Origin of the sequence: Mitsuaria sp. RG (assembly GCF_028369275.1) — a bacterium.
Taxonomy (GTDB): domain Bacteria; phylum Pseudomonadota; class Gammaproteobacteria; order Pseudomonadales; family Pseudomonadaceae; genus Aquipseudomonas; species Aquipseudomonas peradeniyensis.
Genome location: NZ_JAQMYQ010000003.1, coordinates 179,392 through 195,791 on the forward strand (window position 1 = coordinate 179,392; position 16,400 = coordinate 195,791).

Consider the following 16,400-nt stretch of genomic DNA (forward strand, 5'->3'; position numbering starts at 1 on the left):
GAGGCCGGCTTGGCGTACCTTGGATTGTCTGAACATGGCGGACCGCCTTCTTGTTGTTATTCCTGAATAACCCTTGGCTTCCTTGTCTAGCGTCGGGTCGATCGCAGCGGCGTGATGGCACGCCGTTCCTGCTTGCCGCGTATATCTGGATATACAACCAACAGTAGGGCCCGCGTCATCCCTGTTTCAGAACCCTTTGTTCTAACAATTTTCATGTCGATTCCTCATGGCATTAAGGCCACTGGCCACCCCGCTGGCACGCTCAGGCTAGACGAGTGCGCGGCAGGGGTTACCAAGGGTTACAGGGCCTACCGTTCGTCCGGACATCCTACTTGCTTGTACGGCCCTTTCGCGTCAGTCTCTACAGCAAATCCCACCCACATGTCGTTCAGGACTACCCCTATGTCGTTACGCATCTGCATCCTTGAAACCGATGTCCTGCGAGCGGAGTTGATCGCGCAGTACCAGGGCTACGGCAGGATGTTCGAGCAGCTGTTCTCGCGCCAGCCGATCGCGGCCGAATTCGATGTGTACAACGTGATGAACGGCGACTATCCCCCGGACGGCGAACGCTTCGATGCGTACCTGGTGACCGGCAGCAAGGCCGACTCGTTCGGCGACGATCCGTGGATCCAGACGCTCAAGGCCTACCTGCTCAAGCTCTACGAACGTGGCGAGAAGCTGTTGGGCGTGTGTTTCGGTCACCAGCTGCTGGCACTGACCCTCGGTGGCAAGGCCGAGCGCGCCGACAAAGGCTGGGGCGTGGGCGTTCACCGCTACAGCCTGGCGGCCCATGCGCCGTGGATGGACCCGCAGGTGTCCGAGCTGACCTTGTTGATCAGCCACCAGGACCAGGTCACCGAGCTGCCCGAAGGGGCCACGGTGATCGCCTCCAGTGACTTCTGCCCGAACGCCGCCTACCACATCCGTGACCAGGTGCTGTGCTTCCAGGGACACCCGGAGTTCGTCCATGACTACTCCCGGGCATTGCTCGACGCGCGACAGGCGTCGCTGGGTAATGAAGTCTATGAGAAGGCGGTGGCCAGCCTGGCCACCGAGCACCAGGGGGATCTGGTGGGCGAGTGGATGCTGCGTTTCGTCCAGCAGCCCGGCAGCCGCGCGATCTGAGATCCGCATCGACCTCAATCGCGGGTTCGCCCGCGATTGGCGTTACAGCCAGCCCGAACGCTTGAAGCTGTAATACAGCCCCGAACAGCCCAGGGCGATCACCCCCAGCACGCCGAAGTAACCGTAGCGCCATGCCAGCTCCGGCATGTTCTCGAAGTTCATCCCGTAGATTCCGGCGACCGCCGTGGGAAACGCCAGGATCGCCGCCCAGGCGGCGAACTTGCGCTGGGTGATGCTTTGCCGTGACGACTCCAGCAGCATGCCGATCTCGATGGTCTGGCTGGCGATGTCGCGGATCCCGGCCAGGTCTTCCATCTGCCGCGTGACATGGATTTGCACGTCGCGAAAGTACGGGCGCATGTTCTTGTCGATGAACGGGAAGCTCAGGCGCTGCAGTTCCTCGCTGATCTCCACCATCGGCGCCACGTAGCGGCGCAGGCGCAGGATGTCGCGGCGCAGGCTGTGCAGGCGCTGGATGTCCTCTTCCTTGAGCGAATTGCTCAGCACGCTCTGTTCCAGCTCCTCGATCTCGCCGTGGATCGCCTCGCTCACCGGCTGGTAGTTCTCGGTGACGAAATCCAGCAGGGCGTAGAGCACGAAGTCCTCGCCGTGCTCGAGCAGCAGCGGACGCGCCTCGCAGCGCTGGCGCACCAGGGCATAGGACTTCGAGTGACCGTTGCGGCAGGTGATGATGTAGCCGTTGCCGGCGAAGATATGGGTCTCGATGAACTCGAGCTTTCCCTCGTGGCGCACCGGCGAGTAGGTGACGATGAACAGCGCGTCGCCGAAGGTCTCAAGCTTGGGCCGGCTGTGTTTCTCCAGGGCGTCCTCGATGGCCAGCTCGTGCAGGCCGAACTGGCGCTGCAGGTTGGCCAGTTCCTCGGCGTTGGGCTCTTCCAGGCCGATCCAGACAAAGTGCCCGGGCTTGCGCGCCCATTCGGCGCCCTCGTCGAGGCTGATGTTGGTGACCTTCCTGCCGGCGCTGTACACCGCCGATGCGACGACTCGACCCATGGTTGTCCGCTTATCCGATTGAACACGCTACACAGCTTGGGCTGTGTCGCGGCACGGGGCAAGTCCGCACGCCGATCAGGGCGCGGTGAGCTCGCTTTCCATATGGTCGATGCAATGCTGCATCTGGCTGCGGCATTGCTCGATCAGCGCGGGCAGGTCCTGCTGGGTCAGGCCTGCGGTGGCGATGGGGGCCAGCGAGCGAATGACCACGGTGCGCTGGCGCCAGCTGTTCAGGCCCAGGCGCTGGGTGTAGCGGCTGACGCACACCGGCACGATGGGTACGCCGGCCTCGATGGCCATGTGGAAAGCGCCCTTCTTGAACGCCAGCAACTGCTCGCCGGGGTTGCGCGTGCCTTCGGGGAAGATCCAGATCGAGGTGTCGTCGCGCAGGGTCCGGGTGGTGGTCTGCATGGCCTTGCGCGCCTGGTAGGCGTTCTTGCGGTCGATCAGCACATTGCCGCCCAGCCAGAACAGCTGGCCGAACAGCGGGACCCAGCCCAGGCTCTTCTTGCCGATGGCCACGGTGCGGCGGGGCACCACCTGGCCGATGATGAACAGGTCGTAGTTGGATTGGTGGTTGGCGATGATCACGCAGCCGGGGGGCTGGTCCCACAGCGGGCCGACCTCGGCCTTGACCTTGATGCGCATGAGCCAGGCGGCCGGCACGCTGTACAGGCGGGCGAACAGGCGGCTGTTATCGGGGTTGAACGGACGCAGCAGGCCGATCACCAGACCGACGACACCCACGAGCAGGAAGTGCAGCGCCAACAGGAGCATGCGAAGCATATAAAGCATGGTACGACTCACACCGGACAGTCGCGGCGCAGTGTACGGATGTGCACTGTCAGGGGCAAACACTCGACAAATGTCAGGCAGGCCCTTGTAGGAGCGGGCTTGTCCCGCGAACACAAGCGACGCGGTGCGTGCCACCGGCTTCGCCGGTGTTCGCGGGACAAGCCCGCTCCTACAGAGAAGTAGACTCGGCAATCAGCCCAGGTGGTTCTGATCCGCCAGGATCGCCTCGTCCAGCGCCTCCAGCAGCGCCTTGCGCACTTTGAGCTTGGTGTTCTTGTGCGCCAGCATGTTCAGTTTCTTCATTTCGCGGGCCGCGGTCAGGGCGGTTTCCAGCAACTGCTCGGCAGGCACCACCTTGTCGAGGAAGCCGGCTTCACGGGCGCCCTGCGGATCGAATACCTCGGCATTGTTCACCGAGCGCTGGAAGGCCGCACGGCCCAGGCGGTCACGGGCCAGTTCGATACCGGCATGGTGCATGGTCATGCCGATCTGCACTTCGTTCAGGCAGATCTTGTAGGGGCCTTCGACCCCGATGCGGTAATCACCCGACAGCAGCAGGAAGGCGCCCTTGGCCACGGCATTGCCGGGGCAGGCGACGATCACCGGGAAGGGGTGCGACAGCAGGCGACGGGCCAGGGTGGAGCCGGCGGTGACCAGGCCGACGGCCTCCTTGGGGCCGGCGGTCATCACCTTGAGGTCGTAGCCGCCAGAGAGAATGCCCGGCTGGCCGGTGATGATCACCACCGCGCGCTCCTCGACGGCGCGGTCGAGCGCGGCATTAAAGGCTTTAATGACATCCGGGGAGATGGCGTTGACCTTGCCGTTGTTCAGGGTCAGGGTGGCGATGCCGTCTTCGGCGTGGTAGGTAATCAGCTCGCTCATGGCAGAGTCCTTTGGAGGGCGTGGCGGTGACGTTACCCAGCGGCACCGGCCAGGTAAAGCGCCAAGACTGACTGGTCAGTCAGCGGCGGGAGCTTGTGCCTTGTGCCATCGGGGCAGGGGCGCGGGGAGTGGGAAAAGCGCTGGGCACAATGGCAGCATTGCCCTGATTGCCCCGGTATTTCGGTCGATTGGCTTAAGCGCATGAAAATTCTGAAAAAAATGCTTGCCAAAGGAAAAGGCTTCTACTAAATTAGCGCGCCTCGACAGGCTGAATAGCTTGAAGAGAAAACGGTGAAGTGTCCGAGTGGTCGAAGGAGCACGCCTGGAAAGTGTGTATACGAGAAATCGTATCAAGGGTTCAAATCCCTTCTTCACCGCCACATTCTACGAGAAGCCCCCGAATCGAAAGGTTCGGGGGCTTTTTGTTTGTCTCGCGTTTTTGTTGAAGCCCTGATCGCGGGGCAAGCCCGCTCCCTTTGGCGTGGGAGCGGGCTTGCCCCGCGATGGCGCTGTCAGAAACTGACGGAAGCCGACAGCCGTGCCGTGCGCGGCGCCCCCTGGAACAGGTAGTTGTCGCCCAGGTAGTCGCCCACGTCGCGCCAGTAGCGCTTGTCGAAGACGTTGTCCACGGTCAGGCGCAGCACGGTGTCGTAGCCGCCGATGGTCGTGCGGTAGCGGCTGCCGACATCGAACACGGTATAGCCGCCGACTTCGGCGTCGCTCGTGTGGCTGGCGTACTTGCTGGCGCTGTAGCGGGCGCCGCCGAGCAGGGCCAGGCCGGGCACGGGCAGGGCGTAGTCGGCCTGCAGCGCCGCGCGCAGGCGCGGGACGTTGATTGCCTGGTGACCTTCGTAGGCGTCGGTGTCGCTGTTCTGCACGCGGGCGCGGATCGCTGCGGCGCTGGCCTGGATCTGCAGGTTGGAGGTCACCCAGCCGCTGGCGCCGAGTTCGAGACCGGTATTTTTCTGCTGGCCCGACTGCACGTAGGTCGGCGCTGGGGTTCCGTCGGGGCGGGCATATTGATAGGCCTGGCGGATCTGGAACAGCGCCGCGCTGAAGCTCATACCCTGCCAATCGCGCTTGATGCCGACTTCGAGCTGGCGCGACAGGGTCGGAGCGAGGATCTCGGCGGCGTTGCTGGCGAACCAGGGCGCAGTGCCGCCTGCGGAAAGGCCTTTCGAGTAACTGGCGTAGAGCGTGGTATCGGACTGCGGCTTGTAGATCAGTGCCGCATTGGGCAGCAACTGGTACTGCTGGGTATGCCGTCCGGCGACACCATTCTCGTTCCAGGTCTTCTCGTCCAACCGGACCTCCCGGGCACCGATCACCGTCTGCCAGTGCTCGTTGAAGGTGATGCGGTCGCTGAAGAACAGGCCGTACTGGCGGCTGTCGAGGCGGCGCTCGCTGGCGCCGATCGGTTTGCCGGAAGGTGCGTAGGCTGGCGCATTGGTGTTGATATTGCCGCTGCCGATCCATTCGTTGTAGTACGGGCGCTGATCGAGCGTGCGGCGTTGCGCGCTGGTACCCACGGTCAGCTCATGGCTCACGCCCAGGGCGTCGAAGCGTCCATCGAGTGTGGCCTGTGCCTCGTCGATCCGCCGGGTGTCGTCGGGACTGCGGAAATCGTAGATGTCGTAGTCGCCGTTGCTGCCGAAGAAGGCACCTTCGCTCGAACCCCAGGCAAAGGCACTGTAGTCGTCGATCACCACCTTGCTGCGCGAAGCGCTCAAGGTGCCGTTCCAGTTGTCGTTGAACTGATACTTGAAGCGCCCGCCCAGGTTCAGCGAGTCGTTCTGCACCGGCTTGGCCCAGGACTGCCAGGCCAGGTGATCCTTGGGGTCGACGTTGTGGGGCAACTGCTTGCCGCCGAGCAGTTGGTAACCTGGTACCGAATATTGCTCACGGTGCTGGTATTCGGCGTCCAGCTCCAGCACGGCATTCGGGTTGATCTGCCAGTCGAGCGCCAGGGAGGCAAAGTCCCGCTTGCCGTCGGCGTGGTCGACATAGGAGCGGATGTCCTCGTGGGCCAGGTTGACCCGCAGGCCGAACTGGCGCTCGGCGCCGAACCAGCCGCCCAGGTCGGTGGCCAGGTAGCGTTCGCCCTGCTCGTTGCTCGAAACCGTGACCGAGCGTACGTCCTCGGCACGCTTGGTCACATAGTTGACCAGCCCACCGGGCTCCGACACGCCGCTCTGCAGCCCCGACAGCCCCTTGAGCAGCTCCACCTGCTGCTTGTTCTCCAGCGCCACGTTCTGCTCGCCGGCGATGGTCTGGCCGTTGATCCGGTAGCTGCTGGCGGCATTGAGCTCGAAGCCGCGCACGTTGAAGTTCTCGTAGTAGCCGATCGGCGCGTAGCTTTCGCCCACCGAGGCATCGCTTTGCAGTACCTCGCTCAGCTTGCGCACCTGGCGGTCGTCCAGCAGCTGGCGGCTGAACACGCTGACCGAGGCCGGGGTGTCGAGCAGCGGCGCGCTGTGCAGGCCGCCGACCTGGGCTTCGCGTGCCTGGTAGCCGCTGTTGTCCTGAACCTCGGAGATGCGCACCGGGGCCAGGGTCACGCTGTCCTCGGCCAGGCCCTGGCCAGTGTGCAGGGCAAGGCCCAGGCCGAGCAGGCCAAGGGGCAGGCGGGGGCGAAGCGGGGTCATGCAAGGCTCCTTGAAAAGTGGACGCGCCGTTATCGCTCGGCAGCTGTCGGGCAGGCAAAAGGGCGCCATGGTAGCAGGCTGCCAGGGGAGGGATTCGAGGTTTCAGGGGAAACGTTCGTATGGCTGATGCAAGCCCGCTCTCATGGAACAAAACATAATTCTTTGATTTGACTGGGGCAGCGTGGGAGCGGGCTTGCCCCGCGATGCGGCGTTTGGCACCGGCTTCGCCGGTGATCGCGGGGCAAGTCGCATCGGCGCACCGCCGCTCCCACGCTGGAACCTTGTTCCCTGCGCGACAGCGCAGCCCGGAAGGCTGTGTGATCTCCTACAGATGCATCTGCCCCTGTTGGAGCCGGCTTGCCGGTAATCGGGCTTGTAATGTCAGAACGAACGAAGCGGCCGTTGATTCAGGCCGCCGCCGGCCGCTGGTGCCGGCGCCAGTTGTCGTCGATCTTCGACCAGGTCTTGCCGTCGGTGATGGCCAGCAGCTTGCGGCCATCCTTGAAGGTGGCGAGGAAGGTGACTTCCTCCTCCTTGCCGCCCAGCAGCAGGCCAGCCAGCAGGCCGACCGGGCCGGCCACCAGGGCGCCGGCCACGCCCCAGCCCAGGGCGCCACCGAGGCTGCGGGTCGATTCGAGGTTGGCCAGCTTCAGGTCCTTGATCCGCGCCAGCGAAATGCGCTCGCCGGGCGAGGGGCTGCGCGGGGTCTTGAGAGTGAGCGCTCCATTGCGATACTCGCCTTCACCTTGCAAGAAATCGCCGGATTGCACCGTGAGTCTTGTCATTGCGTCGTCCTGTCAGGAAGGGGTCGTTGACCAACGCCTACTGAGCGCTTGCCACGCCGGCAAGTCAACGAGCAGGCGACGGAGGGTCGTGTGGCGGGTTGTCGCGCAGTAAAGCGCATAGACGAGCGAGCGGTGGCGCTCAACAAGTGAAAGTCGCATTTTCGAAAGTAAACTTCGAACCGTTGTCTATAACTGTCATGGGGCATGACTGTAACTAATGCTTATCGCTGGCGCCGTTGATCCATCGCAGTTTGCGCAAATTAGTACGGCGCAGTTTAATTTTCGAAAACGAAAAAATGACGTCAAAAAACGCTGGACATCAAGTTTCAATGTGTGTCAGTTTTTTTGCGCCTCATAAAGGCGAGTGACAGGAAGTTCTCGCCCGGTGGGAGAACCCTGTCGGACATCAACTGCTTTTTTGTACACAAGGAAGTAATCTGCATGTCGAAAGTCAAAGAAAACGCCATTGTTTCCGCCGTTTCCGCACTGCAACCGAAGGGCCCAAGTTCTTCCTTCGGCCTGATCGACAGCTTTGCCCACCAGTACGACCGCGGCGGCGCGAACATCAATGGCAAGAAGTCCTTCACGGCCGACCAGGCCGCCGATCACATCCTGCGTGACGGCGCTTCCTGGAAAGACCTGAACAAGGACGGCACGATCAGCCTCACCTACACCTTCCTGACCAAGGCACCGGCGGACTTCTACAGCCGCGGACTGGGCACCTTCAGCCAGTTCAGCGACCTGCAGAAGCAACAAGCCAAGCTGTCCATGCAGTCCTGGGCGGACGTGGCCAAGGTCACCTTCACCGAGGCGGCATCGGGTGGCGATGGCCACATGACCTACGGCAACTTCAGCGCCAGCAACGGCGGCGCGGCATTCGCCTACCTGCCGTTCGACGGCCCGGGCTCGCACAAGGGTGAATCCTGGTACCTGATCAACAGCGGCTACCAGGTCAACATCAACCCGGGCACCGGCAACTACGGTCGTCAGACCCTGACCCACGAGATCGGTCACGTACTGGGCCTGTCCCACCCTGGCGACTACAACGCCGGCGAGGGCAACCCGACCTACCGTGATGCCGACTACGCCCAGGACACCCGTGGCTACAGCATCATGAGCTACTGGAGCGAGAGCAACAACGGCCAGAACTTCATCAAGGGTGGCGGTCAGTACTACGCCTCGGCCCCGCTGATGGACGACATCCTGGCGATCCAGAAGCTCTACGGCGCCAACTACGCCACCCGTGCCAACGACACCACCTACGGCTTCAACTCCACCGCTGATCGCGACTTCTACTCGGCCACCTCGGCCTCGTCGAAGCTGGTGTTCTCGGTGTGGGACGGTGGCGGCAACGACACCTTCGACTTCTCCGGGTTCACCCAGAACCAGAAGATCAACCTCAACGAAGCGTCGTTCTCCGACGTCGGCGGCATGGTCGGCAACGTCTCCATCGCCAAGGGCGTGACCATTGAAAACGCCTTCGGTGGCTCGGGCAACGACCTGCTGATCGGCAACGCGCTGGCCAACGTGCTCAAGGGTGGTGCCGGCAACGACATCATCTACGGCGGCGGCGGTGCCGACCAACTGTGGGGCGGCAGCGGCTCGGACACCTTCGTGTTCGCGGCTGTCAGCGACTCGACCAAGGCGGCGCCGGATCGCATCATGGACTTCACCTCGGGCGTGGACAAGATCGACCTGTCGGCCATCTCCGCGTTCGCCGTGAACAAGCTGCCGCTGCAGTTCGTCAACGCCTTTACCGGTCATGCCGGCGAGGCGCTGCTGACCTACGACCAGGCCACCAACCTGGGCAGCCTGTCCATCGACTTCACCGGAAACAGCTCGGCTGACTTCCTGGTGACCACCGTTGGCCAGGCCGCTGTCACCGACATCGTGGTCTGATGCAACAGGGGGCGGCGCTCGCGCGTCGCCCCTTTTGCCGGTGAGGCGAACCAATGAAAGCAAACCTGAAAACGATCGCGCTGGCCGCGATCCCCATGGTGTCGATGACCGAGGTAGTCATGGCGAGCAGCCTGTTACTCCCCAACGCCGCGCAACTGGCCGGCCGTTGGCAGCTTTACCCCGAACAGCAGCAGACGCAGGCCTGCGACCTGCGTCTTGGCGCCACGGAAGGCGAAATCGAAGGTGACCTGGAGTGCGCCAAGGGGCTGATAGGCCTGCGCCCCGGCAGCTGGCTGGTGACCCCCGACACCCTGGCCCTGGTGGGCGGTGACGGCAGCAGCGTGGTGCATTTCAGCCGCGAAGGTGCCCAGCGCTACGCCTGGACCACCCCGGACGGCAAGCAACTGGTGCTCGAGCGCCTCGACAAATAATTCCCACCTGGAACTAAAAAGTTCCAGGCGAGCCAGGGCGAAACATGAAACTACCGAGCCAAAAGCCCGGGGCGCCTTTGTGGGCGGCACTCGGCGAACATAAGTCAACCTTGATCAGCGTGGGCTGTTTCACGGCATTGATCAACTTGCTCATGCTGGTGCCGTCGATTTATATGCTTCAAGTGTACGACCGTGTACTGAGTTCGCAGAGCACCACAACTTTGTGGGTGTTGACGCTGATGGTGGTCGGCTTCTTCGTTTATATAGGCGGGCTTGAAGCAGTCCGCAGTTTCATTGTCATCCGCGTGGGCAACCAGTTGGAGAAAAGTTTCAACTTGAAGGTCTACCGCGCCGCCTTCGAGCGCAACTTGCGCCAGCGCGACGGCGCCGCCGGGCAGGCCCTGGGCGATCTGACCCAGCTGCGCCAGTTCATCACCGGCCCCGCGCTGTTCGCCTTCTTCGATGCGCCCTGGTTCCCCATCTACCTGGCGGTGATCTTCGCCTTCAACGTCTGGCTGGGGGTGATGGCCACGGTCGGCGCGCTATTGCTGATCGCCCTGGCGATCCTCAACGAACGCCTCACCCATGCCACCCTGGCCGAGGCCAGTGGCTTCCAGCAGCAGTCGACGCAACTGGCCGGCAGCCAGCTGCAAAGCGCCGAGAGCATCCAGGCCATGGGCATGCTCGGTGCCCTGCGCCAGCGCTGGTACACCCTGCACGGGCGCTTCCTCGACCTGCAGAACAAGGCCAGCGACACCTCGGCGGTGATCACTGCCACCAGCAAGGGCCTGCGCCTGTGCCTGCAATCGCTGGTGCTGGGGCTGGGCGCACTGTTGGTGATCGAGGGGCAGATGACCCCGGGCATGATGATCGCCGGCTCCATCCTGATGGGCCGGGTACTCGCCCCGATCGACCAGCTGATCGCGGTATGGAAGCAGTGGAGCGGCGCGCAGCTGGCCTACCAGCGCCTGGATGTCCTGCTGCGCGAGCACCCCGAGCCGCCGACGCCGATGCCGCTGCCGGTGCCTACCGGACAACTGGCGGTGGAGCAGGTCAGCGCCGGCCCGCCCGGGCGCAACCTGGCCACCCTGCAGCAGGTGAACTTCGCCCTGGCACCGGGTGAACTGCTCGGCGTGCTGGGCGCTTCGGGCTCGGGCAAGTCGACCCTGGCCAAGGTGCTGGTCGGCGTGTGGCCGACGATGAGCGGCCATGTGCGCCTCGACGGCGCCGAGCTCAGTCAGTGGGATCGCGATGCCCTGGGCCCGCACATCGGCTACCTGCCGCAGAACATCGAGCTGCTGCGCGGCAGCATCGCCGAGAACATTGCCCGCTTCGGCGAGCTGGACGGCATCAAGGTGGTCGAGGCGGCCCGCCTGGCCGGCGTGCATGATTTGATCCTGCGCCTGCCCCAGGGCTACGACACGCGCCTGGGCGAGGAGGGCGTCGACCTCTCCGGCGGGCAGAAGCAGCGCATCGCCCTGGCCCGCGCCCTGTACGGCGATGCCCGGCTGATCGTGCTCGACGAACCCAACTCCAACCTCGACAGCCACGGCGAGGCCGCGCTGGCCAACGCCATCGTCCAGCTCAAGGCTCAGGGCCGCACCGTGGTGCTGGTGACCCACCGCAGCGCGGCGCTTGCCCAGGCCGACAAGCTGCTGGTGATGAACGAAGGGCGCATGCAGGGCTTCGGCCCGGCCCGCGACATTCTCCACGCCATGGGCCAGGCCCCGGCGCAACGCCCGCTGCAAGCCGGAGGTGGCGCATGAGCCAGCACACCCGTGATGCACGTTTCCATGTTCGCCTGGGTTGGTTGCTGACCCTGGTCGGTTTTGGCGGTTTCATGGCCTGGGCCAGCCTCGCCCCACTTGACCAGGGCGTGCCGGTGCAGGGCACCGTGGTGGTATCGGGCAAGCGCAAGGCGGTGCAGTCGATGGCCGCCGGGGTGGTCAGCCGCATTCTGGTCAGCGAAGGCCAGCAGGTACGCCAGGGCGAGCCGCTGTTCCGCCTCGACCGCACCCAGGTGCAGGCCGATGTCGACGCGCTGCAGGCCCAGTACCGCATGACCCGCGCCGCCCTGGCGCGCTGGCAGAGCGAGCGCGACAACCTGGGGCAGGTGCAGTTTCCCGCAGAGCTGCTGGAAGATTCCGACGCCCGCCTGGCACTGATTGTCGAAGGCCAGCGCCAGCTGTTCGACAGCCGCCGCCAGGCCCAGGCTCGCGAGCAGGGCGCCCTGGCCGCCAGCATCGACGGCTCCCAGGCCCAGCTGACCGGCATGCGCCGCGCGCGCAGCGACCTGCAGGCCCAGGCCGATTCGCTGCGCGAGCAGCTCGACAGCCTGCGTCCGCTGGCCGGCGATGGCTACATCCCGCGCAACCGCGTGCTCGAGTACCAGCGCCAGTTGTCGCAGGTGCAGCGCGACCTGGCGCAGAACGCCGGCGAGAGCGCGCGCCTGGAGCAGGTGATCGTCGAGTCCCGGCTCAACCTGCAACAGCGCCGCGAGGAGTACCAGAAGGAGGTGCGCACGCAACTGGCCGACGCTCAGGTCAAGGCCGCGACCCTGGAACAGCAGCTCAACTCCGCGCACTTCGAGTTGCAGCACAGCGAGATCCTGGCGCCGGCCGACGGCGTGGCGGTCAACCTCGGCGTACATACCGAAGGCGCCGTGGTGCGAGCTGGCGACACCCTGCTGGAAATCGTGCCCCAGGGCACCGCGCTGGAAGTGGAAGGGCGCCTGCCGGTGAACCTGGTGGACAAGGTGGCGCCGCAACTGCCGGTGGACATCCTGTTCACCGCCTTCAACCAGAACCGCACGCCACGGGTGACCGGGGAGGTGGCGCTGGTGTCGGCCGACCAGCTGATCGACGAGCGCAGCGGCCAGCCGTACTACGTGCTGCGCAGCACCGTCAGCGAAGAAGCGCTGGCGCGTCTCGAGGGGTTGGCAATCCGTCCGGGCATGCCTGCCGAGCTGTTCGTGCGTACCGGTGAGCGCTCGCTGCTCAACTACCTGTTCAAACCCCTGCTCGACCGTGCAGGTACCGCCTTGACCGAACAATAAGGACCGCCCAGTGAAGAAGTTCCCACTGACCGGGCTGCTGCTGGCTTGCGCCTGGCTGCCGACCATCGCCCTGGCCGGCATGGGGCCGTTCCAGGTGTACGAGCAGGCCCTGCGCCGCGACCCGACCTACCTCGCCGCCTTCAAGGCCCGCGAGGCTGGTCAGGAATACCGGGCCATCGGCCGCGCTGGCCTGCTGCCGAACATCTCGTACAGCTACAACAAGGGGCGCAACGATTCCGAGGTGCGCTACCTGGGGGATTCGCGGCGGCAAAAGGAAGACCGCAACTACAACAGCATGGGTTCGACCTTCATCCTCCAGCAGCCGCTGTTCGACTACGAGGCGTATTCGAGCTACCGCAAGGGTGTGGCCCAGGCGTTGTTCGCCGACGAAAGCTTCCGTGACCAGAGCCAGCAGTTGCTGGTGCGGGTGATGACCAACTACACCCAGGCGTTGTTCGCCCAGGACCAGATTGCCATCAGCGTGGCCAGCAAGCAGGCCTACCGCCAGCAGTTCCAGCAGAACCAGCGTCTGTTCGACGCCGGTGAAGGCACCCGCACCGACATCCTCGAAGCCCAGGCCCGCTACGAGCTGGCCGACGCCGAGGAGATCAAGGCGCGCAACGAGCAGGATGCCGCGCTGCGCGAGCTGGGCGCGTTGATCGGCGAGCCGGCGGTGCGGGTCGAGGACCTGGCGCCGCTGCGCCTGGGCTTCGCCCTGCCGGTGGTCGACCCCAGCGGCTACGAGGCGTGGCAGGAGCGGGCCCTGGCCAACAACCCACAACTGGCCTCGTCACGCCAGGCGCTGGAAGTGGCGCGTTACGAAGTCGAGCGCAACCGTGCCGGGCACCTGCCCAAGGTCACCGCGTTCGCCACCTCGCGGCGCCAGGAGTCGGACAGCGGTAACACCTACAACCAGCGCTACGACACCAACACCGTGGGTATCGAAGTCAGCGTGCCGATCTTCGCCGGGGGCGGCGTGCTGGCCTCGACCCGCCAGGCCAGCCGGCACCTGGAGCAGGCCGAGTACGAGCTTGATGGCAACACCCGCAGCGCGCTGATCGAGCTGCGCAGGCAGTACAACGCTTGCGAGTCCGGCGCCAGCCGCCTGCGCGCCTACGAACGGGCGCTGGTGGCGGCCGAAGCGCTGGTGGTCTCCACGCGCAAGAGCGTGCAGGGCGGCGAACGGGTCAACCTGGACGTGCTCAACGCCGAGCAGCAGTTGGCCACTACCCGCCGCGACCTGGCCCAGGCGCGCTACGACTACCTGCTGGCTTGGATCAAACTGCATTACCAGGCCGGGGTGTTGAGCGAGACGCAGCTGGCGCGGGTGGATGAAGCGTTCATCGAGGGCAAGTCAGGCTGACCAGACCATGCGCAAATCCCTGTAGGAGCGGCCTCGTGCCGCGAAAGGGGTGCGAAGCGCCCCCAGGATTCGAGCATCAAGCTGATACTGCCGGGGGCGCTACGCGGCCCTTTCGCGGCACGAGGCCGCTCCTACAGGGGGGACATCCCGGCGCTCAGGCGTTTCCCCCGCTTGCGCTCAGCCAACCCCCACACCACCAGCGCCAGCGCGCCGATCACCAGCCCGGCCACCACGATCCCGTCCCAGCCATGCACCTCGAACAGCTGCGTCCCCAGCAACGACCCCAGCGCCCCACCAATGAAGTAACAGGTGATATACCCGGCATTGAGCCGCGTACGCGCCTCCGGCCGCAGCACGATCACCGCGTTCTGGTTGCTCACGTGCACCAGCTGCACTGCCAGGTCGAGCAGCAGCACCCCCACCAGCAACGCCACCAGCGAGCTCTGCGCGAACCCCAGCGGTACCCACGACAGCAGCAGCGCCACCAGCCCCACGGTGGTGCCCAGCGGCCCCTTGCCTCGATCAGCCAGGCGCCCGGCCCAGTTGGCTGCCAGCGCACCGACCGCCCCGGCCAGGCCAAACAGGCCGATCACCGCGTCGGAATAGTGATAGGGCGCATTGCTCAGCAGGAACGCCAGCGGCGTCCAGAACAGCGCGAACAGGCTGAACGCCAGCAACCCCAGCAGCGAGCGCAGACGCAGTACCGGCTCCTCGGCGAACAGGCGAAACACCGAGCCGATCAGCGCCGGGTACTTGAGCCCTGCGTGGCTGTGGTGCCGCGGCAGGCTGCGGTAAAGAGCGAGGGCGCTGATTGCCATCAGCACCGCCGCCAGCACGTAGATGCTGCGCCAGCCACCCAGCTCGGCCATGAAGCCGGCGGCGGTGCGCGCCAGCAGGATGCCCAGCAACAGCCCGCTCATCAGCGTGCCCACGGCGCGGCCGCGTTGCTCCGGGGCGCTCAGGGCGGCGGCCATGGGCACCAATACCTGGGCCACCACCGAGAACAGCCCGGTCAGCGCGGTGCCGAACAGCAGCCACGGCAGGCTTGGCGCGCAGGCGCTGATCAGCAGCCCGGCGGTGGCGATCAGCACCATGGTGACGATCAGCCGGCGCTGCTCGAACAGGTCACCCAGCGGCGCCAGCAACAGCAGCCCGGCGCCGTAGCTGAGCTGGGCGGCGATGACAATGGTGCCGGCGCTGGCGGTGCTCAGGCCGAACTGTTGGGCGATGCTGTGCAGCAGCGGTTGCGCGTAGTAGTTGCTGGCCACGGCCAGGCCGGTTGCGGTGGCCATCAGCAGGATCAGGGCGCGGCCGAGAGTCGGGGTGTTCATGGGTTGTCTCGTTGCAGGCAAGGTTGTGTGGCGACAAGTATCAGGAAGTGTCTTGCATGACGCCAATGTATAGTTTTCAACTTATCCATCTTGAAAGCAGATAGATTGATGAACCTCAAGCAGCTCGAATACGCCCTGGCCGTGGCCGACACCGGCAGTTTCACCCGCGCCGCCGAGCGCTGCCATGTGGTGCAGTCGGCCCTCAGCCACCAGGTGGCGCGGCTGGAGGCACAGTTGGGGGTGAGCCTGTTCGAGCGCAGTTCGCGGCGCGTGCGCCTGACTCCGGCCGGCGAGGCCTTCGTGCTCAGCGCCCGGCCGGCGGTGGCGGCGGCGCGGCGGGTGGCCGAGGATGTCGCCGCCGCCTGCGGACAGGTGCGTGGACGCCTGTCGATCGGCGAGATCAGCTCGCTCACAGCGCTCGACCTGGTCGATCTGCTGGCGGTGTTCCATGAGCGTTATCCGGATGTGGACGTGCGCTGGTTGACCGCCAAGAGCGAGTTGCTGATGGCGGACGTCTGCGAACGGCGCCTGGACGTGGGTTTCATCGGCCTGTGGCAGGGCGAGGCGCTGCATGGCGTGCAGCATCGCCTGCTGGCGCGGGAGGAACTGGTGGCGGTGTTGCCGCCCGGCCATCGGCTGGCGGGCAGGGCGCGGCTGGCCCTGGCCGATCTGGCCGACGAGGTGCTGGTGGACTTTCCCGAGGGCACCGGGGCGCGCCGGCAGACCGATGAGGCGTTCCAGGCGGCGGGGTTGCAGCATCGGGTGCAGTTCGAGATTGGCCATATTCGCCTGGTGGAAAAGTTCGTCCAGCGCGCGATGGCGCTGGGGTTGGTGCCCGAGCGTGTCGCCCGGGGTTTTCAGGGGGTGGCCATGGTGCCGCTGGTGGATGCGCCGGTGCGGCATTTGTATGCGGTCTGGTCGCCGAGCCCCACGCCCGCGGCGCGGGCGTTCCTCGACGTCATGGAACAGAGCCTCCCGCCGACCTGATGCTCCCCTGTAGGAGCGGCCTTGCGCCGCGAAAGGGCTGCAAGGCAGCCCCAGGATCTCAGTGTCGACGCATGGATCGCAGGGG

At 65.2% G+C, this 16,400-nt stretch carries 13 protein-coding genes and 1 tRNA gene; 8 read left to right on the forward strand and 6 right to left on the reverse strand.

Features of this window, described 5'->3' with window-relative positions; translation table 11 throughout:
- Nucleotides 1–402: 402 nt before the first annotated feature.
- Nucleotides 403–1,128 (forward strand): amidotransferase, encoded by a 726-nt coding sequence (locus POF53_RS03325; protein WP_232856404.1) that lies wholly within the window; start codon nt 403–405, stop codon nt 1,126–1,128.
- Between the two features lie 42 nt (nt 1,129–1,170).
- Here the strand turns inward: POF53_RS03325 and POF53_RS03330 are convergent, their stop codons facing one another.
- The 3 genes from POF53_RS03330 to POF53_RS03340 all read right to left on the reverse strand — a co-directional run bounded on the left by POF53_RS03330 (nt 1,171) and on the right by POF53_RS03340 (nt 3,819).
- Nucleotides 1,171–2,142: a magnesium and cobalt transport protein CorA gene (locus tag POF53_RS03330; RefSeq protein ID WP_050704649.1), complete on the reverse strand. Its 972-nt coding sequence runs from the start codon at nt 2,140–2,142 to the stop codon at nt 1,171–1,173.
- Nucleotides 2,143–2,217: 75 nt separating this feature from the next.
- A complete protein-coding gene (locus tag POF53_RS03335) occupies nt 2,218–2,937 on the reverse strand; it encodes a lysophospholipid acyltransferase family protein (RefSeq protein ID WP_203647590.1) in 720 nt (239 codons plus the stop codon).
- A 192-nt stretch (nt 2,938–3,129) separates the two neighbouring features.
- Complete coding sequence (locus POF53_RS03340) at nt 3,130–3,819, reverse strand: crotonase/enoyl-CoA hydratase family protein (protein ID WP_475861115.1); 690 nt, start codon at nt 3,817–3,819, stop codon at nt 3,130–3,132.
- 290 nt (nt 3,820–4,109) lie between these two features.
- On the opposite strand from POF53_RS03340, the gene POF53_RS03345 reads away from it, so the two are divergent.
- A tRNA-Ser gene (locus POF53_RS03345) sits at nt 4,110–4,199 on the forward strand.
- Nucleotides 4,200–4,331: 132 nt separating this feature from the next.
- Here the strand turns inward: POF53_RS03345 and POF53_RS03350 are convergent.
- Together POF53_RS03350 and POF53_RS03355 are read right to left on the reverse strand one after the other, a co-directional pair.
- The gene (locus POF53_RS03350) at nt 4,332–6,464 is read right to left on the reverse strand and encodes a TonB-dependent siderophore receptor (protein ID WP_498966358.1); all 2,133 of its coding nucleotides are present in this window, start codon (nt 6,462–6,464) and stop codon (nt 4,332–4,334) included.
- 407 nt (nt 6,465–6,871) lie between these two features.
- A complete protein-coding gene (locus tag POF53_RS03355) occupies nt 6,872–7,249 on the reverse strand; it encodes a hypothetical protein (protein WP_186712839.1) in 378 nt (125 codons plus the stop codon).
- Nucleotides 7,250–7,690: 441 nt separating this feature from the next.
- On the opposite strand from POF53_RS03355, the gene POF53_RS03360 reads away from it, so the two are divergent.
- From POF53_RS03360 to POF53_RS03380, 5 genes are read left to right on the forward strand one after another with little or no spacing between them, the layout of a single operon-like run.
- On the forward strand, nt 7,691–9,148 hold the full coding sequence (locus tag POF53_RS03360) for a serralysin family metalloprotease (protein WP_203647587.1): 1,458 nt from the start codon (nt 7,691–7,693) through the stop codon (nt 9,146–9,148).
- Between the two features lie 53 nt (nt 9,149–9,201).
- A complete protein-coding gene (locus tag POF53_RS03365; RefSeq protein WP_232856403.1) occupies nt 9,202–9,579 on the forward strand; it encodes an AprI/Inh family metalloprotease inhibitor in 378 nt (125 codons plus the stop codon).
- Nucleotides 9,580–9,623: 44 nt separating this feature from the next.
- Complete coding sequence (locus POF53_RS03370; protein ID WP_232856402.1) at nt 9,624–11,345, forward strand: type I secretion system permease/ATPase; 1,722 nt, start codon at nt 9,624–9,626, stop codon at nt 11,343–11,345.
- Nucleotides 11,342–12,634: an HlyD family type I secretion periplasmic adaptor subunit gene (locus POF53_RS03375; protein WP_203647584.1), complete on the forward strand. Its 1,293-nt coding sequence runs from the start codon at nt 11,342–11,344 to the stop codon at nt 12,632–12,634. Before POF53_RS03370 ends, POF53_RS03375 begins: the two co-directional genes overlap by 4 nt.
- 10 nt (nt 12,635–12,644) lie before the next feature.
- Nucleotides 12,645–13,997: a TolC family outer membrane protein gene (locus POF53_RS03380; RefSeq protein WP_203647583.1), complete on the forward strand. Its 1,353-nt coding sequence runs from the start codon at nt 12,645–12,647 to the stop codon at nt 13,995–13,997.
- A gap of 131 nt (nt 13,998–14,128) precedes the next feature.
- On the opposite strand, the gene POF53_RS03385 is transcribed toward POF53_RS03380, so the two are convergent.
- Entirely contained in the window at nt 14,129–15,328 is a 1,200-nt protein-coding gene (locus POF53_RS03385) for an MFS transporter (RefSeq protein WP_267813800.1), read from the reverse strand.
- Nucleotides 15,329–15,436: 108 nt separating this feature from the next.
- Here POF53_RS03385 and POF53_RS03390 point away from each other — a divergent pair, with 108 nt between their 5' ends.
- The gene (locus tag POF53_RS03390) at nt 15,437–16,315 is read left to right on the forward strand and encodes a LysR family transcriptional regulator (RefSeq protein WP_203647582.1); all 879 of its coding nucleotides are present in this window, start codon (nt 15,437–15,439) and stop codon (nt 16,313–16,315) included.
- The last annotated feature ends 85 nt before the right edge of the window (nt 16,316–16,400 follow it).

Excerpts from the sequence above, each read along its gene's own strand:
- POF53_RS03325 (WP_232856404.1), top strand. The coding sequence starts at position 403 with ATGTCGTTACGCATCTGCATCCTTGAAACCGATGTCCTGCGAGCGGAG.
- POF53_RS03330 (WP_050704649.1), bottom strand. The coding sequence starts at position 2,142 with ATGGGTCGAGTCGTCGCATCGGCGGTGTACAGCGCCGGCAGGAAGGTC.
- POF53_RS03335 (WP_203647590.1), bottom strand. The coding sequence starts at position 2,937 with ATGCTTTATATGCTTCGCATGCTCCTGTTGGCGCTGCACTTCCTGCTC.
- POF53_RS03340 (WP_475861115.1), bottom strand. The coding sequence starts at position 3,819 with ATGAGCGAGCTGATTACCTACCACGCCGAAGACGGCATCGCCACCCTG.
- POF53_RS03350 (WP_498966358.1), bottom strand. The coding sequence starts at position 6,464 with ATGACCCCGCTTCGCCCCCGCCTGCCCCTTGGCCTGCTCGGCCTGGGC.
- POF53_RS03355 (WP_186712839.1), bottom strand. The coding sequence starts at position 7,249 with ATGACAAGACTCACGGTGCAATCCGGCGATTTCTTGCAAGGTGAAGGC.
- POF53_RS03360 (WP_203647587.1), top strand. The coding sequence starts at position 7,691 with ATGTCGAAAGTCAAAGAAAACGCCATTGTTTCCGCCGTTTCCGCACTG.
- POF53_RS03365 (WP_232856403.1), top strand. The coding sequence starts at position 9,202 with ATGAAAGCAAACCTGAAAACGATCGCGCTGGCCGCGATCCCCATGGTG.
- POF53_RS03370 (WP_232856402.1), top strand. The coding sequence starts at position 9,624 with ATGAAACTACCGAGCCAAAAGCCCGGGGCGCCTTTGTGGGCGGCACTC.
- POF53_RS03375 (WP_203647584.1), top strand. The coding sequence starts at position 11,342 with ATGAGCCAGCACACCCGTGATGCACGTTTCCATGTTCGCCTGGGTTGG.
- POF53_RS03385 (WP_267813800.1), bottom strand. The coding sequence starts at position 15,328 with ATGAACACCCCGACTCTCGGCCGCGCCCTGATCCTGCTGATGGCCACC.
- POF53_RS03390 (WP_203647582.1), top strand. The coding sequence starts at position 15,437 with ATGAACCTCAAGCAGCTCGAATACGCCCTGGCCGTGGCCGACACCGGC.